This window comes from Ensifer sp. ENS06 (genome assembly GCF_014852205.1).
GTDB classification, from domain to species: Bacteria; Pseudomonadota; Alphaproteobacteria; order Rhizobiales; family Rhizobiaceae; genus Ensifer; species Ensifer adhaerens.
On the sequence record NZ_JACVBC010000001.1, the window covers coordinates 1144705 to 1170863 of the forward strand.

At 60.9% G+C, this 26159-nt stretch carries 25 protein-coding genes and 1 tRNA gene; 16 read left to right on the forward strand and 10 right to left on the reverse strand.

What is annotated here, in order from left to right; translation table 11 throughout:
• Positions 1–42: 42 nt before the first annotated feature.
• Positions 43–384 (reverse strand): DUF2147 domain-containing protein, encoded by a 342-nt coding sequence (locus IB279_RS05680; RefSeq protein WP_192339124.1) that lies wholly within the window; start codon positions 382–384, stop codon positions 43–45.
• A 594-nt stretch (positions 385–978) separates the two neighbouring features.
• On the opposite strand from IB279_RS05680, the gene IB279_RS05685 reads away from it, so the two are divergent.
• Positions 979–1245, forward strand: coding sequence for a sel1 repeat family protein (locus IB279_RS05685; RefSeq protein ID WP_034804178.1), 267 nt, complete (start codon positions 979–981; stop codon positions 1243–1245).
• A gap of 51 nt (positions 1246–1296) precedes the next feature.
• On the opposite strand, the gene IB279_RS05690 is transcribed toward IB279_RS05685, so the two are convergent.
• The 3 genes from IB279_RS05690 to IB279_RS05700 form a co-directional block, all read right to left on the reverse strand.
• Positions 1297–2409, reverse strand: a complete 1113-nt coding sequence (locus IB279_RS05690; protein ID WP_192339125.1) for a pyridoxal phosphate-dependent aminotransferase — start codon at positions 2407–2409, stop codon at positions 1297–1299.
• Positions 2410–2529: 120 nt separating this feature from the next.
• Positions 2530–2907: a PilZ domain-containing protein gene (locus IB279_RS05695; protein WP_034804171.1), complete on the reverse strand. Its 378-nt coding sequence runs from the start codon at positions 2905–2907 to the stop codon at positions 2530–2532.
• 201 nt (positions 2908–3108) lie between these two features.
• Positions 3109–3465, reverse strand: a complete 357-nt coding sequence (locus IB279_RS05700; protein ID WP_060585995.1) for a hypothetical protein — start codon at positions 3463–3465, stop codon at positions 3109–3111.
• A gap of 294 nt (positions 3466–3759) precedes the next feature.
• On the opposite strand from IB279_RS05700, the gene IB279_RS05705 reads away from it, so the two are divergent.
• From IB279_RS05705 to IB279_RS05715, 3 genes are all read left to right on the forward strand, one after another.
• The gene (locus IB279_RS05705; RefSeq protein WP_162741444.1) at positions 3760–5979 is read left to right on the forward strand and encodes a caspase family protein; all 2220 of its coding nucleotides are present in this window, start codon (positions 3760–3762) and stop codon (positions 5977–5979) included.
• A gap of 187 nt (positions 5980–6166) precedes the next feature.
• Positions 6167–6256, forward strand: a tRNA-Ser gene (locus IB279_RS05710).
• Between the two features lie 662 nt (positions 6257–6918).
• Entirely contained in the window at positions 6919–7959 is a 1041-nt protein-coding gene (locus IB279_RS05715; protein ID WP_034804167.1) for a porin, read from the forward strand.
• A 151-nt stretch (positions 7960–8110) separates the two neighbouring features.
• Here IB279_RS05715 and IB279_RS05720 read toward each other — a convergent pair whose 3' ends face one another.
• The 3 genes from IB279_RS05720 to IB279_RS05730 all read right to left on the reverse strand — a co-directional run bounded on the left by IB279_RS05720 (position 8111) and on the right by IB279_RS05730 (position 11863).
• On the reverse strand, positions 8111–8998 hold the full coding sequence (locus IB279_RS05720; protein ID WP_192339164.1) for an alpha/beta fold hydrolase: 888 nt from the start codon (positions 8996–8998) through the stop codon (positions 8111–8113).
• A 150-nt stretch (positions 8999–9148) separates the two neighbouring features.
• Entirely contained in the window at positions 9149–9685 is a 537-nt protein-coding gene (locus tag IB279_RS05725) for a BA14K family protein (protein ID WP_060580974.1), read from the reverse strand.
• 111 nt (positions 9686–9796) lie between these two features.
• Positions 9797–11863, reverse strand: a complete 2067-nt coding sequence (locus tag IB279_RS05730) for a lytic transglycosylase domain-containing protein (RefSeq protein ID WP_162741442.1) — start codon at positions 11861–11863, stop codon at positions 9797–9799.
• A gap of 293 nt (positions 11864–12156) precedes the next feature.
• Here IB279_RS05730 and dapA point away from each other — a divergent pair, with 293 nt between their 5' ends.
• Positions 12157–13041: a 4-hydroxy-tetrahydrodipicolinate synthase gene (gene dapA / locus IB279_RS05735; RefSeq protein WP_060580958.1), complete on the forward strand. Its 885-nt coding sequence runs from the start codon at positions 12157–12159 to the stop codon at positions 13039–13041.
• Entirely contained in the window at positions 13041–13520 is a 480-nt protein-coding gene (gene smpB, locus IB279_RS05740) for an SsrA-binding protein SmpB (RefSeq protein WP_034804150.1), read from the forward strand. The genes dapA and smpB overlap by 1 nt, the downstream gene beginning before the upstream one ends.
• A 192-nt stretch (positions 13521–13712) precedes the next feature.
• Here smpB and IB279_RS05745 read toward each other — a convergent pair whose 3' ends face one another.
• The gene (locus tag IB279_RS05745) at positions 13713–14294 is read right to left on the reverse strand and encodes an NYN domain-containing protein (protein ID WP_034804147.1); all 582 of its coding nucleotides are present in this window, start codon (positions 14292–14294) and stop codon (positions 13713–13715) included.
• A gap of 464 nt (positions 14295–14758) precedes the next feature.
• On the opposite strand from IB279_RS05745, the gene rpoZ reads away from it, so the two are divergent.
• The 8 genes from rpoZ (at position 14759) to era (ending at position 21645) form a co-directional block, all read left to right on the forward strand.
• Positions 14759–15166 carry a DNA-directed RNA polymerase subunit omega gene (gene rpoZ, locus IB279_RS05750; RefSeq protein WP_034804144.1) on the forward strand — a complete coding sequence of 136 codons (408 nt, stop codon included), beginning with the start codon at positions 14759–14761 and terminating at the stop codon, positions 15164–15166.
• Positions 15167–15378: 212 nt separating this feature from the next.
• Positions 15379–17613, forward strand: coding sequence for a bifunctional (p)ppGpp synthetase/guanosine-3',5'-bis(diphosphate) 3'-pyrophosphohydrolase (locus tag IB279_RS05755; RefSeq protein ID WP_034804141.1), 2235 nt, complete (start codon positions 15379–15381; stop codon positions 17611–17613).
• 165 nt (positions 17614–17778) lie between these two features.
• Positions 17779–17928: a DUF3563 family protein gene (locus tag IB279_RS05760; protein WP_064816984.1), complete on the forward strand. Its 150-nt coding sequence runs from the start codon at positions 17779–17781 to the stop codon at positions 17926–17928.
• A 188-nt stretch (positions 17929–18116) separates the two neighbouring features.
• Entirely contained in the window at positions 18117–18671 is a 555-nt protein-coding gene (locus IB279_RS05765) for a DUF2062 domain-containing protein (protein ID WP_034804125.1), read from the forward strand.
• A complete protein-coding gene (acpS, locus tag IB279_RS05770; protein ID WP_034804122.1) occupies positions 18668–19087 on the forward strand; it encodes a holo-ACP synthase in 420 nt (139 codons plus the stop codon). The genes IB279_RS05765 and acpS overlap by 4 nt, the downstream gene beginning before the upstream one ends.
• Positions 19088–19247: 160 nt before the next feature.
• A complete protein-coding gene (gene lepB / locus IB279_RS05775) occupies positions 19248–19991 on the forward strand; it encodes a signal peptidase I (RefSeq protein ID WP_060522099.1) in 744 nt (247 codons plus the stop codon).
• Positions 19991–20707: a ribonuclease III gene (gene rnc, locus IB279_RS05780; RefSeq protein ID WP_090294803.1), complete on the forward strand. Its 717-nt coding sequence runs from the start codon at positions 19991–19993 to the stop codon at positions 20705–20707. Before lepB ends, rnc begins: the two co-directional genes overlap by 1 nt.
• Before the next feature lie 8 nt (positions 20708–20715).
• Positions 20716–21645 carry a GTPase Era gene (gene era, locus IB279_RS05785; protein WP_034804323.1) on the forward strand — a complete coding sequence of 310 codons (930 nt, stop codon included), beginning with the start codon at positions 20716–20718 and terminating at the stop codon, positions 21643–21645.
• Positions 21646–21720: 75 nt separating this feature from the next.
• Here era and arsC read toward each other — a convergent pair whose 3' ends face one another.
• A complete protein-coding gene (gene arsC, locus IB279_RS05790; protein ID WP_113189666.1) occupies positions 21721–22149 on the reverse strand; it encodes an arsenate reductase (glutaredoxin) in 429 nt (142 codons plus the stop codon).
• Positions 22150–22251: 102 nt separating this feature from the next.
• On the reverse strand, positions 22252–23241 hold the full coding sequence (locus IB279_RS05795) for a glycerophosphodiester phosphodiesterase family protein (protein ID WP_113189665.1): 990 nt from the start codon (positions 23239–23241) through the stop codon (positions 22252–22254).
• 179 nt (positions 23242–23420) lie between these two features.
• Between IB279_RS05795 and IB279_RS05800 the strand changes: the two genes are divergently transcribed.
• Together IB279_RS05800 and IB279_RS05805 are read left to right on the forward strand one after the other, a co-directional pair.
• On the forward strand, positions 23421–24419 hold the full coding sequence (locus IB279_RS05800) for a glutathione S-transferase family protein (protein WP_113189664.1): 999 nt from the start codon (positions 23421–23423) through the stop codon (positions 24417–24419).
• A gap of 316 nt (positions 24420–24735) precedes the next feature.
• Positions 24736–26043: a cyclopropane-fatty-acyl-phospholipid synthase family protein gene (locus tag IB279_RS05805; RefSeq protein ID WP_113189663.1), complete on the forward strand. Its 1308-nt coding sequence runs from the start codon at positions 24736–24738 to the stop codon at positions 26041–26043.
• The last annotated feature ends 116 nt before the right edge of the window (positions 26044–26159 follow it).

Genomic DNA, 26159 nt, shown 5'->3' on the forward strand with positions numbered 1-26159 from the left:
CGGCCGCCCTCAACTCTCCCCTTGTCCGCGATGCTCGCCCTTCTAAAGGCGCGTCCAGGTCTGCGACTTGCACAGCACCTTCAGCACGCAGCCCTTCATCTTCAGCGAATTGCCGTTGACAGCGCTCGAGCCGCTATAGGTCTTGTCGGTGTCCGGATCGGTAATCTCGCCCGAGTAGCTGCCATCGGTGCCCGAAAGGTTGCCGATGCGCTTGCCGGCATGTTTGCCGGTCTTCAGCGTGATGCAAAAGGCGCCGCCGCAGGGGGCGATTTCCGCCGTGGCGCCGCTCGCCGTCTTCCAGTTGCCTAAGATCGGTTCCGCCGCCGCGGCGGTTCCGGCAATGCCGAGAGCCAGCGTCGCGGTGATGAGCAATGTACGTAGCATTCGTGTCCTCCAGATTGAGGCTGCCGGCGTGGTCCGCTCCGCCGGCAGCTCAAGATGTCCTCGTATGAAAAGGCAGTCTCCTCACCGCCGCGGGCAAGATAGCTTACGCGCACGTAAAGGTAAACCAGCCGAATCGCGGCCTTTGCCGCTTTTTCCTGGGCGGTTTTGAGCGCTTCTTGCGCAAGGAATTGCGCGGACTTTTCTGGCGCCGATCTTTTCGTGGTTAGCGTTTGGTTGAAATCGTCGATTGAATTTTTCGTAAATTTTGAGGCGAATGCGCGGGATTTCAGGCCTTCCGATGTTTAACAAAAACTCAAGTTTACCAAGCGTTTGAACTTTGTTTGTCGCAAATTAAGCATGCATTTTAAGCGCCCATTGAAGCCCGTCAGGCATAGTGAAGCCATAAGACGAGCGGAACGAAACGCTCCGAAAAACCACCGAGGACGACACCGCAAAAAGACGGCGCGCTTCGGAAAGGCCCGCAAAGAGGCAAGGTCGAACAGGGACCAAAACAAGTGCTGATCTGGAGCATGGTCCGCCCCAAACGGGCGGGCCGCTTCGGAAAAACCAACCAGGCAAGACAGGGACACGACAATGGCACGCTTTGATATGCAGATTGCTTCGGATGCCGCGATGGGTGGTGACAACCAGGCGGAAGTCTTTTGCGACATGGGTCTGGCCTACGCGACCGGCCACGGTCGCCCGGTCGATCTCGTCGCCGCCCACAAGTGGCTGAACATCGCGGCGATCAAGGGTTGCGACCGCGCCGTCGATCTGCGCGCCGACCTGGCGATGACGATGAGCAAGCCGGACCTCGCAGCGGCGCTGCGCGCAGCTCGCGAATGGATGACGGTTCACTGATCGGACGGGCGGCGCCCGACGGCGCCGCAAGCTGGGCCTTGAGAAAAGGGGTCAGGCGAGTTTCTTCAGGACCGCGGGCATGGCTGCTTCGAGCAGGGCCATCTCCGTCTCCGGTCCGGTGCTGATCCGGATGCAGCGATTGAGCGGCGCCACCCCCGGCATTCTTATGAAGATGCCGTGGTCGCTCATCAAGGTATCGACGATCGCGCGGGCATAGACCGCGTCGCGGCCACAATCGACGGCCACGAAGTTGGTGGCTGAGACGAGCGGGGCAAGGCCATTTTGCGTGGCGATAGCAGCAATGCGCTGCCGCGACGCCGCAATCTTGGCCGTCACTTCCTTCAGATACACCTCGTCCGCAAGCGCTGCGATTGCCGCGGCGACGCCGATCCGATTCATGCCGAAATGGTTGCGGATCTTGTCGAAAGCCTGGGCCGTGCCCGGCGTGGTGACCACATAGCCGACACGCGAACCCGCAAGCCCGTAAGCCTTCGAGAACGTGCGCGTACGCACCACGTTCGGCATGTCGATCAGGGCGTCGATCGGCGGTAGCGCATCGGCCGGTGCGGTTTCACAGTAGGCTTCATCCAGAATGAACAGCGTCGTTTCGGGCAGGGCCCTCGCGAACTCGACAACGCGTTCGGCCGACCACCAGCTTCCCATCGGATTGTCGGGATTGGCGAAATAGACGAGCGGCGCATTTTCCTGCTTCACGGCTGCCAGTAACCCGTCGAGGTCCCGGTCCCCCGCATAGGGCACTGTGACGAGCCGGCCGCCATGGCCGACGACGTGGTAATTGAAGGTGGGGTAAGCCCCGAGCGAGGTGACGACCGGCATGCTCGGCTCGATCACCATGCGGACGATCTGGCCGAGCAAGCCGTCGATGCCTTCGCCGATCGCGAGATTGGCCGGGCTGGTTCCGAGATGGGCTGCAAGCGCCTGTTTCAGATCGTGATTTTCCGGGTCAGCATATTTCCAGGTTCCGCTGGCTGCCTCTCTCATCGCTGAAAGCACGCTCTCCGCCGGACCGAAGCCGCTTTCATTGGCGCCGATGCGCGCCGCGATCGCGCGCCCGCGCTGGCGTTCGATCGCCTCCGGCCCGACAAAGGGGATGGTGGATGGTAGGGATTGGATGAGCGGCGTGAAGCGAGAGAATGTGGACATGCTGAAGATAAGGCCCCGTTCGGATGACGTACGGGGGAACTTATCGCATGCTTTGGCAATTCGGAATCATTCCCGAAAGAAAAGCTGCGGGAATCCGCCGCCTTTCGTTTTGTGGCTGGCCTATCGCCGCGGCTTTGCGTTTTTGACTTGCCCGGTGAAGAACTCCTGCCGGATGATTTCGCGCAGCAAGGTCTGCTCGATCGGCTTGATGAACTGGACGCCGATGCGCTCGCCGTTGCGATAGACCTCTGCGCAGCCGATCCGAAGCGAAGTGCCGACGATGTGCAGATAATAATGTTGCGGCAGACCGATATTGGTGTCGACGGCAAAGCTCGCGCCGCCGCGCGATATGTCGATCATCCGGCAGGACCGGACCGAGACGCTTCCGAGCCCCGGCTGCACGGCGGTCAGCGTGCCCGCATGGCCGATGTTGAAACGCTCGTAGCGCCGCTCGTAAAATGGCGAGGGGACGCAGGAATACATGGTCTGGTTCTGCATGCGTCTTTCTCCGCCAGTGCCGGGTCGCACGGCACGATCAACCTTTGACCGCATTCGTGGACCCCGGACAATTCATTTGTCCCACATCATATCGGTGGACGATTTCCACCGATGCTAGAATCAGTCTTGCAGAAGAAACTTGCAATCCCCTGAAATCGATCACTAAAAATCTAATGTCGGGGCTCGCTTGATTTGAGGAGATCAAAGTCCGCCGCTGGAAAACTGCATGCGGATGAGGCGTCTCAGGAAATCTGCCGAAAGCAGCATGTTGAAACGCACCCCGAGTTCCGCGCTCTCACGGTAAACCTCGGAGCAACCGATTTCTTCCTTGAAGCCCTCGATCTCGAGGAAGAAGTGCTTCGGCAGCGGGATCGTCGCATTGAAGTCGAGCATCGCGCCGGCAATAGAGATATGGCGCAGCAGGCACCGATACTTTGTCTTCGCTTTCAGGTGCTGGCCAATGACGAGGATCCTGCACGGCCGCTCGATGAAATAATGCTGGTGGGTCGTGGCGAGCTGGCCTGGCTTTCCCTCGGCGACATGCATTTTCATCGACATGGCAAGCTCCGTATCAGCGCAGCCCTCGGCGGATCTGTGGTGTTATTGGCGGACTCGCCGCGCCCCCCGTGATTGAGCTAAGCACGCCGCCTTGCTTAGACCTTGTGCCATCGGCAGGCGTCGTCGCTAAATTTGGCATGCGCGCACATTGAAAGCCCCAACCTCATACGTAATACTTTCATTAGACATGACCGGGGCGCCGATGGCCGCTTCCGAGGGGTAATCGGGCGAGGCATCGTCTGTCGTTCACGCTGGGCAAGGCGGAAGACGGTGATGGGTGCTGGAGGGAATAACATGGCCTTGGGGCTTGCGCGGCGGTGGCTGCCGCTTTCGATCGTCTGTGTGGCGCTGCTTGTGTCGATGCCATCAGGTGCATGGGCGGCAAAACGCGTCGCGCTGCTGATCGGCAATGAGAAATATGAAGCGACGTCGCCGCTCAACAACCCCGCCAACGACGTCGAACTGATGAAGGCTTCGTTCGAGGATGCCGGGTTCGAATCGGTGACGACGGTGCACGATGTCGGTCGCCAGGAGATGGTCAAGGCGCTGCGCGACTTCGAGGATCTCGCGACCGGTGCCGAAGTTGCGATCGTCTATTACTCCGGCCATGGCATGGAGATGAATGGCGAGAACTTCCTGCTTCCCGTCGACGCGCAACTGAAGACTGACAAGGATATCGAGGACGAGGCGATCGGCCTCGATCGAGTTCAGCGTTCGCTGGAAGGCGCGACCAAGCTCAAGCTGGTGATTCTCGACGCCTGTCGCAACAATCCTTTCGAGCAGAGCATGACGCGTTCGATCTCGACCAGGGCCGTTTCGCGCGGACTGGCGCGCGTCGAGCCCGAATCGGCCGATCTGCTCGTCGCCTTCGCCTCGAAGGCCGGCACGGTCGCGCTCGACGGGGAGGGCAAGAACAGCCCCTTCGCCACGGCACTCGCCAAGTATCTGACGGAACCGGGCGTCGATGTCCGTATCGCGCTTGGAAAGGTTCGCGACGAGGTGGTGTCTGTGACCAATCGCGGCCAGGAGCCTTTCGTCTACGGCTCGCTCGGCGGCGCCCAGATCTTTCTCAACATCAAAGAGGTGAACATCACCGTCACCAATAATGGCGGACAGTTGTCGCCCAACAGCCAATCCGAGGCGGCTGCCGACTGGCAGAACATCCGCGATCTCGCGGACAAGGACCTGTTGACCGCCTTCCTGGCCAAGCATGGTTCGGACCCGGTCTATAAGATGCTCGCGGAAAAGAAGCTGAAGCTCTTGAGCGAAGCCGAGCAGACATCGAGCGTGACGCCGGACGAGATTGCCTGGGACGCCTTGAAGCAGTCGACCGATGCGGCGGCGCTGACGCGCTTCATCGAGCGCTACCCTGACAGCAAGCACAAGGCGGAGGCCGAGCAGCAAATTGCGGCCCTCGAGCCACAGAAGGGCCTCAACGTCTCGCCGACCGGCAAGGACACCCAGGCTTCGCGCGATTGCTATCTGCTTGCCGGCGAGCCGCAGTCGATGCCCGGTTTCCTCGGGGTCAATTTCCTGAAGCTCGACGCCGAAAGGGCGCTCACCGCCTGTGCCCAAGCCGTCAACGAAAACCCTGACGATATGATGCTCGTCAATATGTTGGGGCGCGCGCAGGACGCCGGCCGGAATTATGTCGAGGCGCGGCGCAACTACCGAAAGGCGGCCGACGGCGGCAACATGTATGCGTTGACCAATCTCGCCTGGTTCTCGGTCTACGGGACCGATGGGCCGGTGGACGTCGACGAGGGCAAGCGCATGTTCGACCAGGCGGCCCGCGCCGGCAATGCCTACGGGCAGGCCTCGCTCGGCTGGCTCTATCGCGAGGGCTATGACGGCATCGCGCAGGACTATGCGGAAGCCGCCCGGTGGTATGAACTGGCGGCCAATCAGGGCTATGCCAATGCCATGGCGACGATGGGCTGGTTCTATCGCGAAGGTCTTGGCCTGCCGAAAGACCTCCAACAATCGCTCGCCTGGTATAAGAAGGCAGCCGAAAGCGGCGACGCCAACGCCATGTCGTCGCTCGGTTGGGCCTATCAGAACGGGCTGGGGACTGAGCAGAGCTACCCGGAAGCCAAGATCTGGTACGAGAAGGCGGCCAACGTGGGTGATTCCTATTCCATGGCGCTGCTCGGCTGGTTCTACGATATCGGCAATGGTGTCGCGCAGGACTATGTGCAGGCGCGCACCTGGTATGAGATGGCGGCCAACGCCGGCAGCGCCTATGCGATGGGCAACCTCAGTCGCCTCTATGATTACGGCCTCGGCACCAAGGCGGACGCGAAGGAGGCGGTTCGCTGGGCTGCAGCCAGCGTCGAGGGCGGCGATCCGGCGAAACTCGATGAACTGAAGAGCCAGCCCAACAATTTCACGCCCGCATTCCGCAAGGAAATGCAGAACCTGCTGAAGGACCGCGGGTATTATGGTGGTCCGGTCGACGGCGAGTTCGGCGCGGCGACCCAACAGGCGATCGAGCGCCTCGCGCGCAAATCGTAAGCAGCAGGCGATGCGCCGATGTGGAATCACATCGCTGCGTACGCTGATCTTGCCTGCGGAGATGAGGGCGAACACGACGCGGCACGACGGGGGTTGCCGATCGGCCCACATGAAAATGCGAGGATTTCCCGGAAACCGACAAAAAAATCTTGCATTGGCCGCTGAGTGACACTAGTCAGGCGCTAACGGAGAGGTGGCCGAGTGGTCGAAGGCGCTCCCCTGCTAAGGGAGTATACCGGAAACGGTATCGAGGGTTCGAATCCCTTCTTCTCCGCCATTGTCCCAAATAGCCCCATGTCCTTTGCGCCCCGCCCTTCGAGCGAGCATCTGGTTTCGGCTATCTCTCGACTGAAATTCATTTATTGTGGTTCGTGAGCCGTTGCGGCAGTCGTCGCCAGGGCGCCCGTGCATTCCTGGTGCTGCGCGGTGCTGATCTTTGCATCGTCCAGAATCACCTGGTCGGGGCGTTTGCCGAATCTCTGCGTTGATTCTGCCGATTCCCCAGGCCTCCATCCTTTCTCCACCAAGCGCTTTCTTGGAGCGAATGCTGTTTTAGGCATTCACTGGACATCTGAAACGGGGTTCGCGTCCAGCTTTTCCCCTGTTTTGGGCGGGTTTCTGCCTCTTTCTGAAACAGGCTCCCCCCACCTTCCTTATGCTAACCCCCCGTCGCTAAAGGGTTTTCTTAATGCTTTGTTAATTTTCTGCGGGGTCTGCGGCGATTTTGTGTCGTTTCAGCAACAGGCCTCGGCGAAGGGCGATGCAAAGGACGTGAACTCGCTAGTTGGACGTTGCGCCGGTGATCCGGTCTTGTATTTTCAACTCCGGAAGCAAGGGCGGTTGATCGTCCGACTTCTTGAACGTTGGGGATGGGGCAGGGAAAGCTGTCCTTCAGCAAAATACCCAGACCCGTTTGAAACTTTTGACTGGAGGTCAGAAATGAACATCAAGAGCCTTCTTCTCGGCTCCGCTGCAGCTCTCGCAGCAGTTTCCGGCGCTCAGGCAGCCGACGCTATCGTCGCAGCAGAGCCGGAGCCCATGGAATACGTTCGCGTTTGCGACGCTTTTGGCACTGGCTACTTCTACATCCCGGGCACCGAAACCTGCCTCAAGATCGGCGGCTTCATCCGTGTTCAGGGTTCGTTCGGTGAAGACGCTGCTGACAGCCGTTACAACCAGGGCAACCTGGGCGGTCAGTCCACGTCGGACTGGGACGTTTTCTCCCGCGCTTACATCTCGTTTGACGCCAAGAGCGACACCGAGTACGGCACGCTCACCGGCTTCTTCGCTGCTGAGTTCAACGCTGACAACGACACCGACATCGGCGACAGCTTCATCGACGTTGACGAAGCCTACATCCAGCTCGGTGGCCTCAAGGCCGGTTTCTTCTACAACTGGTGGGATAAGGGCCTGAACGGCGAAACCGACTCGCTCGGCAACTTCACCGAATTCAACTCGATCGCCTACCTCTATGACGGCGGTTCGTTCCAGGCCGGTCTCTCGGTTGACGAACTCGAAGGCACCTCGACCAAGTCGAACGGTGTTGGCGTTTCCGGTATCGTTTCGGCTTCGCTCGGTGGCGTTTCCTTCGACCTGCTCGGCGGCTACGACTCTGAACTCGAAGAAGGCGCAATCCGCGCTCTGCTCTCGGCTGACCTCGGCCCGGGCGTCTTCCAGGTCGCTGGTATCTGGGCTTCGAACCCGAACGCTTACTGGGAAAAGTCTGAGTGGACCGTTGCTGCGTCGTACCGCTTCAACGCAACCGACAAGCTGGCCATCACCCCCGGCGTTCAGTACTTCGACAACCTGAGCCACGGCTCGCTCACCGACTTCAGCGGTGACGACGCATGGCGCGCTGGCGTCACCCTCGACTACAAGATCACCGAAGGTCTCGCGACCCGCGTGTCGGTTCAGTACGAAGATGCTGACGGCGAACAGGATCAGGTATTCGGCTTCGTCCGCCTGCAGCGCGACTTCTAATATCGTCTGACCTCGGTCAGAAGAGAGAAACCCGGCTTTCGAGCCGGGTTTTTTCGTTTTGGTATGGCACCGTGAATTTTGGTCCTGCACTTGCATCATCGTGCTTGAGGAGATCAGGAAGTAAAGACCGCGTCGGCGCGGCTTCCTTGGGTCAGCGCCAGCGCGGGAGGCCGTTTAGAAATGCGGCGATTGCGTCACGTGGACCGTCCAGATGAAGCAGCGGCGCATGGCCCTGGCCAGGCGCGATGAAGGCGCTCATCGCATTGTGTAGCCGGCGCATTTCGCGCACTGTCGTCTCTGAAAGAAGCCGCGAATGCTCGCCCCTGACGACTATCAGGGGGACCTGGTTCAGGGCGTCGAAAGATTTCCAGAGATCGGGCAACGGTGTTTCGGGCGTTAGGCCGCGCAGCGGCAGCGCAATCGCCGGATCGAAATCGGCGACCGGGACGCCATCGTCGTCGCGATATATCGCCTTGGCCATGTCTGACCAGTCGCGGTCGCTTAAGATTGGAAAGTCGCCGCCGTGCAGTGTCTTTAGGTACGCAGATGCTTTCGCCCAGCTTGCCGGAGCGGCGCTGGAGTTGAGATAGTCCCGGATCGCAAGCAGGCCTCCAATTTCGATTACGGGTCCGATGTCGTTGAGCACTACGGCTGCAATTAACGAAGGGGCGCGATCGATGAGCTGGTGGAGGATCAAGCCACCACGCGAAGTGCCGATAAAGATCGCCTTTTCAACGTTGAAGTAAGTACAGGCCGTGATGACATCGCCGGTTTCGACAGCGACCGTATATCGGCTCTTGTCGGTGTCGCGCTCGGAGTTGCCGCGCCCGCGGTAGTCCAGTGTGATGACCGGCAAGCCCCGTGACGTTGAAAGAAAACGCGCGAACTGGTGAAAGTCCCGGCTGTTGCGGGTGAGGCCTGGCAGACAGATGATGGGGGTTTCGGCGGATGGCGAAGGGGGAGGGCCGTAGCTTCGCGCGTAGAGGAGCAATCCGTCGGAACTATGGAAGTAATGCTCGCGGTATGTGCCTTGACCCATGCTGCTCCCCCCAAACAGCTGAAATCCTATCCGTTTGAAAGGGAAGGGCAAGCTGGTCGAGCCGCCATAAGCTGTTTGGCGGCCCAAACATGGCTGGCCAGCCAACAGTCTTGGCTGTCGGCGCAATAGGAGCGGTCTGCTCAATCGAGCTCAGTAGGGCGAACTGCATTGGCGCCGCGGGCCACCATAAGGCTGATAGCTGTTGTCCCAGGCCCTGTAGGAGCGATAGCGCGCGTAGCACCACCGCTGGTGCGCGTCGCCGCTTACGGCTCTTGGTCCATCGTAGTATCTCGGGCCGTTGTCATATCGCGGTTGGCTCAACAGACCGCCGATGATCGCACCTGCGGCCAGTCCGCCGATCACCGCCCCGACGTCGTTGTCGTCATGGTCATAGTGGCGGCGATATCGATCCCGGTAGTACCTGTCGCGGTAATACCCGCTGCGATTATAGTCGCGATAGTTTCGATCCCGATCACGGTAGGTGCCGTGTCGCCCGCGAAGTTCGCAATAGGGAACGGCGCAGCTAGATCGGTTCTTCCGTTCCTCCCCACGCTCGGACGGGAACTGCACCTGTTGCACATTGGTCGTCCCGGAGACGATCGGCGGAGCGCTTGGGAACGCGCCGGCCGGCGGCACGCTGCTCATGGCGGTTGCCAGCGATAGGGCAACGATTGTCAAGGTCTTCATAATGCTCACCATTCCGTTCGGAAAAGTCTTGGCTTTTGCAGAGGAAATGATTGAGGCCACGGTTTGTGCCGTCGGCGCTGATCACAATTATTTGATCGCGGCTGAGGCCGGCTATTGCCGTCCCATTCTCAAGTCTTCGACGATATCGGCTTTTTGCCCGAGCCTCGATTTGTAGACCTGATAGTTCTCCATCACCCGTTGGACATAGGTGCGCGTTTCCTGAAACGGAATGCGTTCGATCCAATCGACGACCTCGTCGATCGGCTTGCCGCGCGGGTCGCCGTAGCGGTCGAGCCATTCCGGAACGCGGCGCGGGCCGGCATTGTAGGCGATAAAGGTGAGGATGTAGGAGCCGCCGAAACTGCTGATCTGTTCGCCGAGATAGTGGGCGCCGAGCGTGGCGTTATAACCCGCGTCACTCGTCAGCCGTTCCTGCGAGTAGGCAAGGCCGTAGCGGCTGGCAACGCCCTTGGCCGTTCCCGGCATCAACTGCAACAGACCGCGGGCGTTGGCGGTGGAAATGGCGCCCGGGTTGAAGGCGCTTTCCTGGCGCGCGATCGCATAGGCGAGTGCCTTGCCGGAGCCGTCGATATTGGCGCTTGACGGGATCACGCCCACGGGAAACGCGAGCGCTGCAACATCGATGCCGCGCCCAAAGGCAATCTTGCCGACCTGGAGCGAGAGTTGGTGATTGCCGGTTTTTTCCGCTCGGGCGGAAAGCAGCGCCAGTTCGCCGGGGCTCGTCAGTTCGTCGGCAAGCGCCCGGTAGATGCTGTCGGCGCGCCAGGTGTGGCCTGTGCCTTCAAGCCGCGTGATGGCGCGCACCGCCTCGCGGCTTTCGAACCGCGATCGGTCGTCTGCCGTCGGGGCCGGATAGGCGACGTTCAGCGTCTTGCGACCCAGCCGGGCGGCTGCGAGTTGCCCGTAGAACGTTCCGGGATAGCGGGCTGCGTTTGCGAAATACCCGTTGGCGTCACCCGGTCCGCCGGCCTCGGCCGAGCGCCCGAGCCAGTACCAAGCGCGCGAAGCGGAGAGGGGACGGCTCGACACATCCAGAATGCGGCGGAAGTGACGCGCTGCGGTCGCCGGGTCCTCCATGCCGCGCAGGGCATACCACCCGGCATGAAACTCGGCGTCGATAATAGCGGTCGCGTCAGTCGCGAGATGGCCGGCGGCGATCCGATAGGCGCCTCGAAAATCGCCGCTGTCGAGCAGCCCGCGGCTGACGACGCGTTGCTCGACCCACCATTCGCCAGGGTTGACCAGGGCGCCCTTGTCTTTGGGCATGCGCGCAAGGAGCTTCGCTGCTTCCTCGTATTTCTTCTGTTTGCGCAGGTACTCGATCTGAATGAAGAGATAGGCTGCGTCCTTGCGCCAGGCGGGATCGACCGCTGCGATGAGGGCCGGCGCCTTGTCGCTGCCACGGCTGACCGCCGCCCAGGCGCGATAAAGCGATTGAGCTTTTCCAAGGTCGCCGAACCGTTCGGCCTGCTCGGCGCGGTTGCGATAGAGAAGCAGCACCATGCGGCGCTGATGATTGTCTGTGGTCAAGAGGCCGGAAAACTCGTCAAGGATCTTGGTCTCGATGTCCTTGTCGAGCGTGTCGCGTTGCCAGATCGCACGCAGGTTCTTGGCGGCTATGTCGGCTTTTCCGGTGGCGACGAGAGCACGCGCAAGAATGAGGGAGCCTTCCGTCGTTTCCGGCTGCGTGTTGCCGAAAGCGGCGAGCACATCGGCCGCCGGCGGGTTCTCTCGATAGAGCGCTCGTTCGGAGTTGGCGCGCAGCGATTTCAGCCCCGGCCATCCCTGCAATTCCCGTTGGGCATCGGCGATTTCAAAGGAAGGTACGCCCCGCTGGCCGGAAACGGCGATCGCCCAGGTCAATATGTGCCGGTCGAGCGTGCCTTCGGTCATCGCGTCGCGTACGGCAATCGCTGCGGCCGGCTGCTTGTTGGACAGAGCATCGAGCCCCGTCTTGAGATCGTTGCTGACGGGTCCAGCAGCCGTCGCTATGGCATTCGTGGTTTCGCTCGCGGCAATGGGGGCCGCCTTGTCCAAGAGCGCGGGCTTACGTGTCGGAACTGGTATGCGGTCAAGGGTTTCTGCGTTGCCCGTTGGCGCTGCCAGAAGCACCGCGCCGATGATGGCGGCGACAGGCAGATATATTGACCCGCGCATCAAGAACCCCGTGTTCCCCGTGTCCAACATTCATCCGCCGCCAGATTGTCCGATGACAAGACGGGCGGCCAGTATCGATCGTAACAATTGCGCCAAACCCGCTCTCGCCCTGGTTGGGCGGTCGTGACTATGCAGGCCAAACATCAAGCTTTTGCATGAAAACCGGCGTGAAATGCCGTGTTACAACGCTTGCCGCAGCCACCTCACATGATTATGGTGCGGCAGTTTTTTAACCGTCGATTACGGCCAAAGCATGAGTGCAGACTTCGCTTTTACGCCGTCAGGAGTTGTGCATGTTCAAGGGTTCCATTCCCGCTCTCGTAACACCGTTCACCGCCACCGGCGCGGTGGATGCGGATGGTTTCGTCGCGCATGTGGAATGGCAGATAAAAGAAGGCAGCCATGGCCTGGTGCCCGTCGGCACCACCGGCGAGTCTCCGACCCTTTCGCATGATGAGCACAAGAAGGTGGTCGAGCTCTGCATCGAAGCGGCTGCCAAGCGCGTGCCTGTTATCGCCGGCGCCGGCTCCAACAACACGACGGAAGCGATCGAGCTTGCACAGCACGCCGAAAAGGCTGGCGCCGATGCGATCCTCGTGGTTACGCCCTACTACAACAAGCCGACGCAGAAGGGCCTCTTCGCGCACTATGCCGCGATCGCCGAGAGCGTGAAGCTGCCGATCGTCATCTACAACATCCCCGGCCGCTCGGTTGTGGATATGAGTGTCGAGACCATGGCGGCGCTCAGCAAGGCTTACGCCAACATCATCGGCGTCAAGGATGCCACCGGCAAGATCGAGCGCGTCTCCGAGCAGCGCATGGCCTGTGGTCCGGAGTTCGTCCAGCTTTCGGGCGAAGACGCAACCGCGCTCGGCTTCAACGCCCATGGCGGCGTTGGCTGCATTTCGGTCACGGCAAACGTTGCGCCACGCCTTTGCGCCGAGTTCCAGCAAGCGACGCTTGCCGGCGATTATGCCACGGCGCTTGCCTATCAGGACAAGTTGATGCCGTTGCACAAGGCGATCTTCATGGAGCCGGGTCTCTGCGGCGCCAAGTATGCGCTGAACCGCCTCGGTCGTATGAGCCGCACCGTGCGCTCGCCGCTGTTGCCGACGCTCGAGCCGGCAACCGAGGCCGCGATCGATGCAGCACTCAGACATGCAGGATTGATGAACTGATGGCACCCAAAGGAAGCCAGCGCACGGTCAATAAGGTTGTGGCGGAAAACCGTAAGGCCCGCTTCAACTACGAGATCGTCGACACCTACGAGGCCGGTCTGGTTTTGACCGGCACCGAGGTCAAGTCGTTGCGCGAAGGCAAGGCCAACATTGCCGAATCCTATGCGACGGACGAGGGCGGCGAGATCTGGCTGATCAACTCCTATCTGCCGGAATATCTGCAGGCGAACCGTTTCAATCATGAAACGCGGCGGCGGCGGAAACTGCTCCTGTCGAAGCGCGAGGTCAATCGGTTGCAGGGCGCCGTCAACCGCGAAGGCATGTCGCTGATCCCGCTGAAGATCTACTTCAACGATCGCGGCCGCGCCAAGTTGGAGCTGGCGCTCGGCAAGGGCAAGAAGCTGCACGACAAGCGGGAGAGCTCGAAAGAACGCGACTGGAACCGGCAGAAAAGCCGCCTGCTGAAGGACCGTGGCTAAGAGAAATCGCTTTGCGTTGCGTCCGCCAAAGACGGCCGATGCAACGCAGCTGTCGGCCACGGCGCGCTGAAAGCCCTGCCTGCAATTTTTGATATTTATTGAGAGAACTCAACGATCGACGTCGTTGACGCGTACTGGTTCAAGCGGCGCTCGCGCAATCGCGATCACGCGCCTTGCGTTCGAATGAACGCCTCAGATCTCGACCGGATCGGCCACCGGCTCGGTGTTGTGTCGCGGGGTACGTTCGGACGGTTCGCGGCCGATTTCGGCACGCAGCGTCGCAAGATCGATAAAGTGGTCGGCCTGGCGGCGCAGGTCGTCGGCAATCATGGGCGGCTGCGTCGACATGGTCGAAACGACAGAAACCTTGCGCCCCCTGCGCTGCAGGGCTTCCACCAGCGTGGTGAAATCGCCATCGCCGGAGAAGATGACGAGGTGATCGACGGTTTCGGACTGTTCCATGGCATCGATCGCCAGTTCGATATCCATATTGCCCTTGATCTTGCGGCGGCCGAGCGAGTCGGTGAATTCCTTGGCCGGCTTCGTCACGACCTTGTAACCGTTATAGTCTAGCCAATCGATGAGCGGGCGGATTGAAGAGTATTCCTGATCCTCGATGAGGGCCGTGTAGTAGTAGGCGCGCAGCAGATAGCCGCGCTTCTGGAATGCTTTCAGGAGCTTACGATAGTCGATGTCGAAGCCGAGGCTTTTCGATGCCGCATAAAGATTCGCGCCGTCGATAAAGAGTGCGATTTTTTCGCGGGGGTCGAACATCGTCTTTCCTTTTTCAATCGCGGCGCATCAAAGGCCGCCTGCCGGCGGGTGCGCAAAAGTAAGTCGATTACATTAATAATTGCTGATATGGCAAATAATGTAGCTTATGTATTGCATTATTCCAGCCGCGCGCTCGCGAATATAGCTAGTTTTAGCAGTTGCTATAGATCGTCCACATCTCTGGGTCGCTTTTTCCATCAGGGGCTTTATTTATGGCCAGAAAATACAACCGTAATGTGTGAGCGACGTCTCCAACTCATTCGCATCGCATTTTATCACGAAGTGTGACGTTACGTGAGCGTCCCTTGAAGGAAAAACTTGAACTTGCCTTGTTTTGATTGTATCCGGGCGCTTAATTCCAGAAATCGGACCCGATGAGGCGCCGTCAGGCGACTGCTCCGGTTTCGTGTTGTCAATCCGTGCAGCGGCGATGCCGCCGCGCTTCGAGCCCAAAAGGACAGGCAATGGCCCGCGTCACCGTCGAAGATTGCATCGACAAGGTCGATAACCGTTTCGAACTCGTTCTGCTTGCCAGCCACCGCGCGCGCCTGATTTCTCAGGGCGCCGCCATCACCATCGATCGCGACAACGACAAAAACCCCGTCGTCGCGCTCCGCGAGATTGCAGACGAGACCCTGTCTCCCGGCGACCTCAAGGAAGACCTGATCCACTCGCTGCAGAAGCATGTCGAAGTGGACGAGCCCGAGCCCGATCCGGCTTCGCTGCTTCAGACCGATGCCGAGACGACGTTTACCGAAGTCGCCGAAGACGAAGATCAGCCGGAAGCCATCACCTTCGACCGCATGTCGGAAGAAGAGCTGCTTGCCGGTATCGAAGGTCTGGTGCCGCCGGAAAAGAGCGACGACTACTGAGATCCGTCGCGGAACGCCCGTTCCCACGTGTTTTCAAAGCAGTGCGCCACTCGTATGATTGGCGCACTTTTTTATTGATTTCTTCTAGAGCGAGAAAAGGAAGTGTTTGCGGTTTTCCGCCCGCATCCCGCTCTAAATTAGGAGAACGATCACGTTTATGATTTTAGGTCGATGGGACCTGAAATCATCATGATCTAGAGGATCGCCAGCGAATGATGCGCCAATACGAGCTCGTTGAGCGCGTGCAGAAGTACAAGCCCGACGTCAATGAAGCCTTGCTCAACAAGGCTTACGTCTATGCGATGCAGAAGCATGGCCAGCAGAAGCGGGCAAGCGGCGATCCCTACATATCCCATCCTCTGGAGGTGGCGGCGATCCTGACCGAGATGCGTCTCGACGAGTCGACCATCGCCGTTGCTCTTCTGCACGACACGATCGAGGACACGACGGCCACACGGCAGGAAATCGACGATCTCTTCGGCGAGGATATCGGCGCGCTCGTCGAAGGACTGACGAAGATCAAGAAGCTCGATCTCGTCACCAAGAAGGCCAAGCAGGCGGAGAACCTGCGCAAGCTGCTGCTCGCCATTTCGGACGATGTGCGGGTTTTGCTCGTGAAGCTCGCCGACCGGCTGCACAACATGCGCACGCTCGACCACATGTCGGCGGAAAAGCGCGCCCGCATCTCCGAAGAGACCATGGATATCTACGCGCCGCTCGCCGGCCGCATGGGTATGCAAGACATGCGTGAGGAGCTTGAAAACCTCTCGTTCCGCCATATCAATCCCGAGGCCTTCGAAACGGTCACCCGGCGGCTGGAGGAATTGTCCGAGCGCAACGAGGGTCTGATCAAGAAGATCGAGGACGAGCTTCGCGAGCTGCTTCAGGCCGAGGGCCTGAAGGCGGCGCAGGTGAAGGGTCGGCAGAAGAAGCCCTATTCGGTCTTCCGCAAGATGCAGTCGAAGTCGCTGTCCTTCGAGCAGCTGTCCGACGTCTGGGGCTTCCGCATCATCGTCGACGATATCCCGTCCTGCTACCGGGCGCTCGGCATCGTCCATACGCGCTGGCGCGTCGTCCCGGGCCGCTTCAAGGATTACATCTCGACACCGAAGCAGAACGACTACCAGTCGATCCACACCACCATCGTCGGCCCGTCCCGCCAGCGCATCGAGCTACAGATCCGCACCCGACGCATGAACGACATCGCCGAATACGGTATCGCGGCGCACTCGCTCTACAAGGACAGGGAGGGCAAGGAGGGTGCGTCGGCAGATGCGGCCCTGTCGCCGACGTCGAACGCCTATTCCTGGCTCCGGCGCACGATCGAATCGCTCGCGGAAGGCGACAACCCGGAAGAGTTCCTGGAGCACACCAAGCTCGAACTTTTCCAGGATCAGGTATTCTGTTTCACGCCCAAGGGCCAGTTGATCGCACTGCCGCGCGGCGCGACGCCAATCGACTTTGCCTATGCCGTTCACACAAATATTGGCGACACCTGCGTCGGCGCCAAGATCAACGGCCGTATCATGCCGCTGGTCACCCGCCTCAATAATGGCGACGAAGTGGAGATCATCCGCTCGGGCATCCAGGTGCCGCCGCCGGCCTGGGAAGAAATCGTCGTTACCGGCAAGGCCCGCTCGGCGATCCGCCGCGCGACGCGTGCGGCCATCCGCAAGCAATATGCCGGCCTCGGCTATCGCATTCTTGAGCGCACCTTCGAGCGCGCCGGCAAGAGCTTTTCGCGCGAGGCGCTGAAGCCGGCGCTGCATCGGCTCGGTCAGAAGGAAGTCGAGGACGCCATCGCCTCCGTCGGCCGTGGCGAGCTTTCCTCGCTCGACGTGCTGCGTGCGGTCTTCCCGGATCATCAGGACGAGCGGGTCACGGTGAAGCCCAGTGCCGACGACGGCTGGTTCAACATGCGCAGTGCCGCCGGCATGGTGTTCAAGTTGCCGGGCCGCGGCAAGGATGCCAACGGTGTCGCCCAGGTCGAGGGGCCGGAGGCCCTGCCGATCCGCGGTCTCTCGGGCAATGCCGAGGTTCACTTCAGCCCGGCCGGGGCCATCCCGGGCGACCGCATCGTCGGCATCATGGAGAAGGACAAGGGGATCACCATCTACCCGATCCAGTCGCCGATCCTGCAGAAGTTCGATGACGAGCCGGAGCGCTGGATCGACGTGCGCTGGGATCTGGACGAGGCCAACAGCAGCCGCTTCATCGCCCGCATCGCGATCAGCGCCCTGAACGAGCCGGGGACGCTGGCCGAGGTGGCTCAGGCGATCGCCACCAGCGACGTCAACATCCGGACTTTGTCGATGGGGCGCGTGGCTGCGGACTTCAGCGAACTGCAGTTCGACCTCGAAGTCTGGGACCTGCGCCAGCTCAACCACCTGATCACGCAGCTCAAGGAATTGCCGAGCGTGTCCATGGTGAAGCGCCTGTTTGAATGAGCCGACTGGCCGCGCCTTGCGCAAATGCCTGCAAAACAGGCAGCCTGCGCGGGGCGAAATGGCAAGCCATGCCATCAGCGCATGGCTGCCGCCATTTCCTGTGTCTGGTGGAACAGGGACCTCTAAACTATCTTCTCGGTCGGGAGGTAAACAAAGAGGTTTGCCATGTTTAGTCAGTTGAAGAAGATCACCCGCGCTCTGCGCGTCCCCACTCAGGAAGAGCGCGAGCTCGCCTATCTCAATAACTCGGTCGACCGTATCGACCTCGAGTACCGCCAGCGCCAGATCGATCGCGGCCTGTTCCGTAACTACTAAGCCCGCTGCGTCCCGTCTTCTGGCGGGATGCCGAGCCATGCGTTCGGTGGATGGCTCGCCTGCGACATGCGCGCGGCGCCTGTGCGGGTTGCAAGCGACAGGCAGGACGCCTATCTTGCGGCCAGAAAACAGGCGGACGCGCGGTCTTGTGCCGGCTGACGGCTTCAAGACGCGGTCATGACGGCATAATGTTATTCAGGCGCAGAAAACCGGTTACGATTTCCGAAAGGCTGCGGTCCCTCGTTTGGCCGCGCAAGGGTTTTGCACGCGGCCTGCGTTATGTGACGCTGCGTGTGTTGCGCCTTTCATCTACACCGCATTCGATTGCCGTCGGCGTGGCGGCGGGTGCCGCTTCGTCTTTCACGCCGTTTTTCGGTCTGCATATCCTTATTGCGGTTGCGCTCGCTTTCCTGTTCTCGGGCAATCTCGTCGCGGCGGCGATCACGACCGCGCTCGCCAATCCCGTCACGATCCCGATGATCCTGACGGCGTCCTACGAACTCGGGACGGCAATCCTCGGCGTCGAGAGCGCACACGCTGCGAGCTCGGCCGACGTCATGCGCATGGTCGAGCACCTCGACCTTCCGGCCCTTTGGGGTCCGGTGTTCAAGCCGATGCTGGTCGGCTCATTGCCGCTCGCGGCAGGCGGCGCCGTCCTTTCCTATATTGCGGCCTACCAGGCGGCCCGGCTCTTCCAAAAGCGCCGCCGGGCACGCACCAAAGAGCTCGGATCCTCTTCATGATCATAGGCATAGGCAGCGATCTGATCGATATCAGGCGGATCGAAAACTCGCTTTCCCGCTTCGGCGAGCGCTTCGTTCAGCGCTGTTTCACCGAAATCGAGATCGCCAAGTCCGAAGGGCGGAAGAACCGCGCGGCATCCTACGCCAAGCGCTTCGCCGCCAAGGAAGCCTGTTCCAAGGCGCTCGGCACAGGCCTCGCGCAGGGCGTCTTCTGGAAGGACATGGGGGTCATCAATTTGCCGGGCGGCAAGCCGACAATGAACCTGACCGGCGGTGCCGCCGCGCGTCTGGAGCAGATGTTGCCGCCGCATCATCGCGCCGCCATTCATCTGACGATTACCGATGATTTCCCACTGGCCCAGGCCTTCGTGATTATCGAGGCGCTGCCCGTTGCCCCGATTGAGGGAACGGTTTAGAGCATTCCGCTGGAAAAACCGGCCCTGACCGATTGAAGGGGCGGCGGTTTGCAGCATATGAGACCGGGATTGCGCGCAGTCCAAAGCCGGACCGAGAGTACGGACAAAAGTTGAGAGCAGGCCCCGCGCGGGCGTTGCGATGATAAAGGAACACAGTAGCGTGGCAGAAAAGACAGAAGCGAAGCAGAGCGGCCTCTGGGAGAACGTGAAGGTCGTCATCCAGGCATTGCTCCTGGCCTTGGTCATCCGTACGGTTCTCTTTCAGCCCTTCACCATTCCGTCCGGCTCGATGATGCCGACGCTGCTGGTTGGCGACTACATCTTCGTCAACAAGTTCGCCTACGGCTTCTCCAAGTACTCGCTGCCGCTTTCGCCCGATCTGTTTTCCGGCCGCATCTTCGCAAGTGAGCCGAAGCGCGGCGATATCGTCGTCTTCCGCTTCCCGCCGAACCCGGATATCGACTACATCAAGCGCCTCGTCGGCCTGCCGGGCGACCGCATCCAGGTGCGCAACAGCATCCTCTACATCAACGACAAGCCGGTCGAGCGCACGCCGGATGGCGGCTTCCGCGCCGACGACCAGTACGACACCGGCGGCGACGTTCCGGTTTTCCGCGAAACGATGGACAATGGCGTCTCCTATGACACGCTTGACCAGTTCCCGGATGCGCGCGGCGACAATACCCGCGAATTCATCGTGCCCGCCGGCCATTACTTCATGATGGGCGACAACCGCGACAACTCGGCTGACAGCCGCTTCGACGTCGGCTTCGTGCCTGCCGAAAACCTCGTCGGCCGCGCCAGCATGATCTTCTTCTCACTCGGTCACGACACGTCGTTCCGCGAAGTGTGGAAGTGGCCGACGAACCTGCGCTACGACCGTCTGTTCAAGGCGGTCGAATGATGAAGTCGCGGTCGCTGGGCGCGGAGGATCGGGTAAAGCTTGAGGCCGTGATCGGTTATCAGTTCACGGAGAAGGAGCGCCTTGATCGGGCGCTCACCCATTCCAGCGCGCGAAGCGCCAAGGGTTCCAACTATCAGCGCCTCGAATTCCTGGGTGACCGGGTGCTCGGGCTTTGCGTGGCGGAGCTTCTGTTCCAGACCTTTCGCGATGCCAATGAGGGCGAGCTTTCGGTCCGGCTGAACCAGCTCGTCAGCGCCGAAAGCTGCGCCAAGGTCGCCGACGACCTGGAGCTGCACCAATTCATCCGCACAGGCTCGGACGTCAAGAAGATAACCGGCAAGGCAATGATGAATGTGCGTGCGGATGTGGTAGAGTCGCTGATCGCCGCCATCTATCTCGACGGCGGTCTCGAAGCTGCCCGCGGCTTCGTGCTGCGCCATTGGAAAGATCGCGCGGTGCGTGCCGATGGGGCGCGCCGCGATGCAAAGACCGAATTGCAGGAATGGGCGCATGCCAAGTTCGGCATCGCGCCGGCCTACCGGACGGATGAGCGCTCCGGCCCCGACCACGACCCCCGCTTCACGGTAACCGTCGAAGTCACGGGTGTCGCGCCGGAGACCGGAACGGACAGATCCAAGCGCGGAGCCGAGCAGGTGGCCGCGACGAAATTGTTGGAACGCGAAGGCGTGTGGCGGAAGAGTTCCGCCGGAAATTGACGGAAAACATGACGGACATGGAAAAAGATACGGCCGCCGAAGGCGCGCCGACCCACTCGGGCTTCGTGGCGATGATCGGAGCGACCAACGCAGGCAAGTCGACCCTGGTCAACCGCCTCGTCGGCGCCAAGGTTTCGATTGTCAGCCACAAGGTGCAGACGACGCGCGCGATCGTGCGTGGCATTGCCATTCATGACAACGCCCAGATCGTTTTCATGGACACGCCCGGCATCTTCAAGCCGCGCCGCCGGCTCGACCGCGCCATGGTCACGACCGCCTGGGGCGGCGCCAAGGATGCGGATGTGATCATGTTCCTGATCGACAGCGAACGCGGCCTGAAGGGCGATGCGGAAGCGATCCTCGAGGGGCTGAAGGAAGTGCACCAGCCGAAGATCCTGGTGCTGAACAAGATCGACCAGGTGCGTCCCGAAGACCTCTTGAAGCTGGCGGCTGCCGCCAACGAGACGATCAAGTTCGAGCGCACCTTCATGATCTCGGCGCTGAACGGCTCGGGCTGCACGGATCTGATGGATTACTTGGCTGAGACGCTGCCAGAAGGCCCCTGGTACTATCCGGAAGACCAGATCTCCGATCTGCCGATGCGCCAGCTTGCCGCTGAAATCACCCGCGAAAAGCTCTTCCTGCGGCTGCACCAGGAACTTCCCTATGCCTCGCATGTCGAAACCGAGAAGTGGGAAGAGCGCAAGGACGGCTCGGTGCGCATCGAGCAGGTAATCTACGTCGAGCGCGAGAGCCAGAAGAAGATCGCGCTTGGCAAGGGCGGCGATGCGATCAAGGCGATCTCGACCGCATCGCGCAAGGAGATCTCCGAAATCCTTGAGCAGCCGGTGCACCTGTTCCTGTTCGTCAAGGTACGCGAAAACTGGGGCGACGACCCCGAGCGCTTCCGCGAAATGGGCCTGGAATTTCCGCGATAAGGCCGCACGCACACCGTTTGGTGTGATGTTTTACGGCACCCGTTGAAACGGGTGCCGTATCAAACGCAGGCGGACTCAGGCGCCCGCTATGCACTTTCCTTTTGCATCTAGAACCGGTTCGCCGTCCTCCTTCGAGAACGGGCCCTTGTGCGTGTCCGGCAGGATGTCGAGCACCCGTTCGGATGGACGGCAGAGCCGCGTTCCGATCGGCGTCACCACGAAGGGGCGGTTGATGAGGATCGGGTGGGCCATCATTGCGTCGATCAGCCGTTCGTCGCTGACCGTGGGCTCGCCAAGCCCGAGTTCCACATAGGGCGTGCCTTTCTCGCGGAGTGCGTCCCGCACCGTCAGGCCGGCATCGGCAATCATCTTTTCCAGCGCCTGCCGCGACGGCGGCGCCTGCAGATACTCGACCACCGTCGGCTCGATACCGGCGTTGCGGATCATCGCCAGCGTGTTGCGCGAGGTGCCGCAGGCGGGGTTGTGGTAGATCGTGACGTTCATGCGCTTGCCTTCCGCGGTGTTGAGTCCGCCGCTGCGGCCAGCTTCGACGGTTGCTCAAAGCCATAGGGTCGAAGCTTGCCGCAGGCAAGTCGGCTGCCCGTGTCAGTTCGTACCGGCGTCAGCGACCTGCCGCTTTGCGAGCGCCGGGCCGATCATCTCGATCCGGTTGGTCCAGATGTAGCCGGAGAACCCTGGCGGTACCATTTCCAGATCCTGCATCGTGTCGATGCCGGTGGTGAAATCGCCGCCGCCATAGGGGCCGAGCAGGATGATCTCGCTTCCGGCCGCCTTCATCCGTGTAGCGAAACGGTCGGGCCAGCCCCAGAGAAGCGGCGCATAATTGCCGGGCACGATCACAAACGTGTTCTTGCACGCGTCCGGCATCAGGCCGCTCCAGCCGTAGCCGAGATAACGGGTCAGGCACGCCATCGTCGACGTCCGGTCGTAGCCTCGCATCCCTTGCAGGCGTTTCAGCGTCTCGCGGGTCGGCTCCTCGCCGCCATAGACGCCGAACACGGCCTCCCGCCATTGCGGTTGCGCGTCGACACGCGTTGCGAGTTCAGCGCCTTCCTCGGCGCGCCGGCTCTTGAAGTTGATCAGGAACTTGCGGTCGGGCAGGGCGGCCAGCACCTCCTCGAGCGTCGGCATCTGGCCGACGCCCTTGCCGCGGAACGGGAAGGTCTTGCCGCCGTCGGCCGTGTAGCCATAGCCGATGTCGAGAGACTTCAACGCCGTCATCGGCGTTTCCTCGGTCACGCCCTTGGCCTCGGTCCGGCAATCGAGCGTCCAGTCGTGGAAGACGGCGAACTGTCTGTCGGGCGTCAGATGCACGTCGAGTTCGACGACATCTGCGCCGGCGTCAAAGGCGGCCTGCATCGAGGCGATCGTGTTTTCGAGATAGGGATGCTCCGGCGTCCTGATGATCGTTGCCGTACACGTGTCCCTGCCGACGTTGTCCTTCGGATAGGTTTGATGCATGCCTCGGTGGGCAAGCAGTTTTGCGGTGCCCGCCGGCGGCGCGACGAACAACGATGTGTTCATCAACCACACGACCGCGACAAACAGCACGAAAATGGCAAGCGCTTTCTTCATCCTGATTCTCCTCTGGGAATCGGGATTGCCCGACATTGTGGCGCGACGATGTTGTTTTGCACGTATCGCGTGCGTGCGTGTCGCGGATTGCGAACAATGTGTCACCCGCGCGCGCGGTTGACCGTGGTCCGGGCCCCGTGAGAGGTAGCCGTCACAGACTTGCGATCCAGGAGAAAGAGATGCCGCAGCTCGTCGAGGGAAAATGGGTCAAGGGCGACGTTGCGGCGAGCGAGATGAAGGGCGGCGCGTTCCATCGCGAGCCGACGCGGTTTCATCGCTGGATCACGCCCGATGGCAGGCCGGGCCCGGAAGGGCAGGAGGCCTTGCCAGCCGAGGCCGGGCGCTTCCGCCTGTTCGTTTCCTATCTCTGCCCTTGGGCCTCGCGTACGATCGCCTTCCGCAATCTCAAGGGCTTGCAGGACATTGTCGGCTTGACCGTTTCCAATCCGGAACTGGGCGAAGATGGCTGGGTCTATGACGAGCCTGTCGATGCCGGCGCGCGCGTCGGCAAGATCCGCTTCCATCACGAGCTCTATGTGGCGAGCGATCCGACCTACACCGGTAAGGTCTCTGTTCCCGTGCTCTGGGACATGCGCGAAGGGCGGATCGTCAACAACGAGTCCGCCGATATCATCCGCATCTTGAACTCGGCCTTCGATGGGCTCACCGGCAACCGGCTCGACTTCTACCCCGAGGCGCTGCGTGCCGAGATCGACCGCTGGAACGGCCCGATTTACGAGCGTGTCAACAACGGCGTCTATCGATCCGGCTTCGCCAAGACCCAGGGCGCCTATGACGAGGCGGTGGCAAGCCTCTTTGGCATGCTCGACGAACTGGAGGCCCACCTTGCGGACAATCGTTACCTCGCCGGCGAGCACCTGACCGAGGCCGACATCCGCCTCTTCGTCACCCTCGTTCGCTTCGACGCGGCCTATCACGGGGCGTTCAAATGCAACATCCGCCGGATCGAGGATTATCCGGCGCTGTCGAATTACCTCCGCGAGATCTACCAGTGGCCAGGTATCCGCGAGAGCGTACGCATCGACCATATCAAGCGCGGCTACTATGGCATCGTCCACATCAACCCGACGCGCATCGTTCCGGCAGGCCCGCTGCTCGATTTTGACCGGGCCCATGACCGCGCGCGTCTACCCGGTCTAGGCGTCGCTGAAATCTAGGTTTGTTTCTCAGCATTTGCTAAGGAAACAAATTTATGAGGGGCCATAAAGAACCCATTGTCAATCGATCGAAGCTTCCTACCTTATTTTGAGTTCTGATGGATAGGAGCCCGATGGCGGCTGCCTGACGAATTCGCGGCGATGTGCCCGCCGGATACCCGTGAGGCTACGCCCGTGCCGGTTCTCGCCGCTTCCGGACGCGCTGGCGCCTGTTCCCGATGCGCCCCGCGCAACCACTCCTGAAGCCCCGAAAGAGCCGACCCTTCGCATCTCTCATGCACCAGGACACGTTTGGTAGCTCTGGTAGGGGTGGGATATGAATGCAGCATTGTTGACATTGCTTCGCCGTCTGGTGCGCAACGGTAACCTGACGGTTGTATTTTCTTCCGGTGAAAAAGTGATCCTGGGTGACGGCAGCGGAAAGCCGGCATCAATCCGCATCATCGATGCGGAGGCGGAGGCGGCGATCGTTCGTGATCCCGGTCTTCGTTTCGGTGAAATGTATATGGACGGGCGTGTCGTCATCGAGAAGGGCGACATCTTTGATGTGCTCTCGATCGTCAAGGAAAACGGCATCGAGAACGCGGCCAATGCCACCAACACGATGACCGGCCTGTGGCATGTGGCGCGTCAGCAATTGCTGAGCCGAATCCCGGTCAATCGTAACCGGCACAACGTCGCCCATCACTACGACCTTGATCGCAAGCTTTTCGACCTGTTCCTCGACGAGGACTGGCAATATTCCTGCGCCTATTTTCAACCGCAGGGCATATCGCTCGATGCCGCGCAGCTCGCCAAAAAACGGCATATCGCGGCAAAGCTCCTGCTGGAGCCGGGCCAGAAGGTGCTGGAGGTCGGCTCCGGCTGGGGCGGCATGGCCATGTATCTGGCCGAATCCTCGGGCGTTGAGGTCACCGGCATTACGCTCAGCGAAGAGCAGCTGAAGGTCTCGCGGGATCGTGCCGCCAGGCGTGGGCTCTCCGATCGGGTCCGCTTCGAACTGCAGGACTACCGCACTTTGCAGGGCCGGCAGTTCGACCGCATCGTCTCGGTCGGCATGTTCGAGCATGTCGGCATCGGCAACTACGGCAACTTTTTCGACAAGATGAACGCGCTGTTGAAGCCCGACGGCGTCATGCTGCTGCATTCGATCGGCCAGATCTACAAGCCCTGGGCCACCAACCCGTGGATCGAGAAGTACATCTTCCCCGGCGGCTATATCCCGGCGATTTCGGAGGTCCTGCCTTCCGTCGAGCGCACGCGGCTGCTGGTGAAGGATGTCGAAATCCTGCCGATGCACTATGCCTGGACGTTGAAAGCCTGGCGCGAGCGTTTCGTCGCCCGGCGCGAAGAGGCGATCAAGCTCTATGACGAGCGGTTCTTCCGCATGTGGGAGTTCTATCTGGCTGCGTCGGAGACGGCCTTCCTCTACGACAAGCACTTCATCTTCCAGCTGCAGATCTCACCGTCTCTCGGTGCCGTCCCGGCCTCGCGCGGCTATATCGAGGAGAGGGAGCGGCAATTGATCGAGTTCGAAAAGCGCCGGCCACCGCTCGAGCCAGTCAACACCTGGGACGTCGTGCCCGAGCAGGAGCATGTCGAGCCTGCCGCCATGGCGTGCTGAACCATCGGCCGTCCCGTCTGAAAGCGGGGCGGCCGATCCATCTTCTGTGGAGTTCCGGTTTTCCGCTGAAGGCCTTCACTTGGCCTTCAAGGTCTGCGCCTTTATGGTCGCCGATC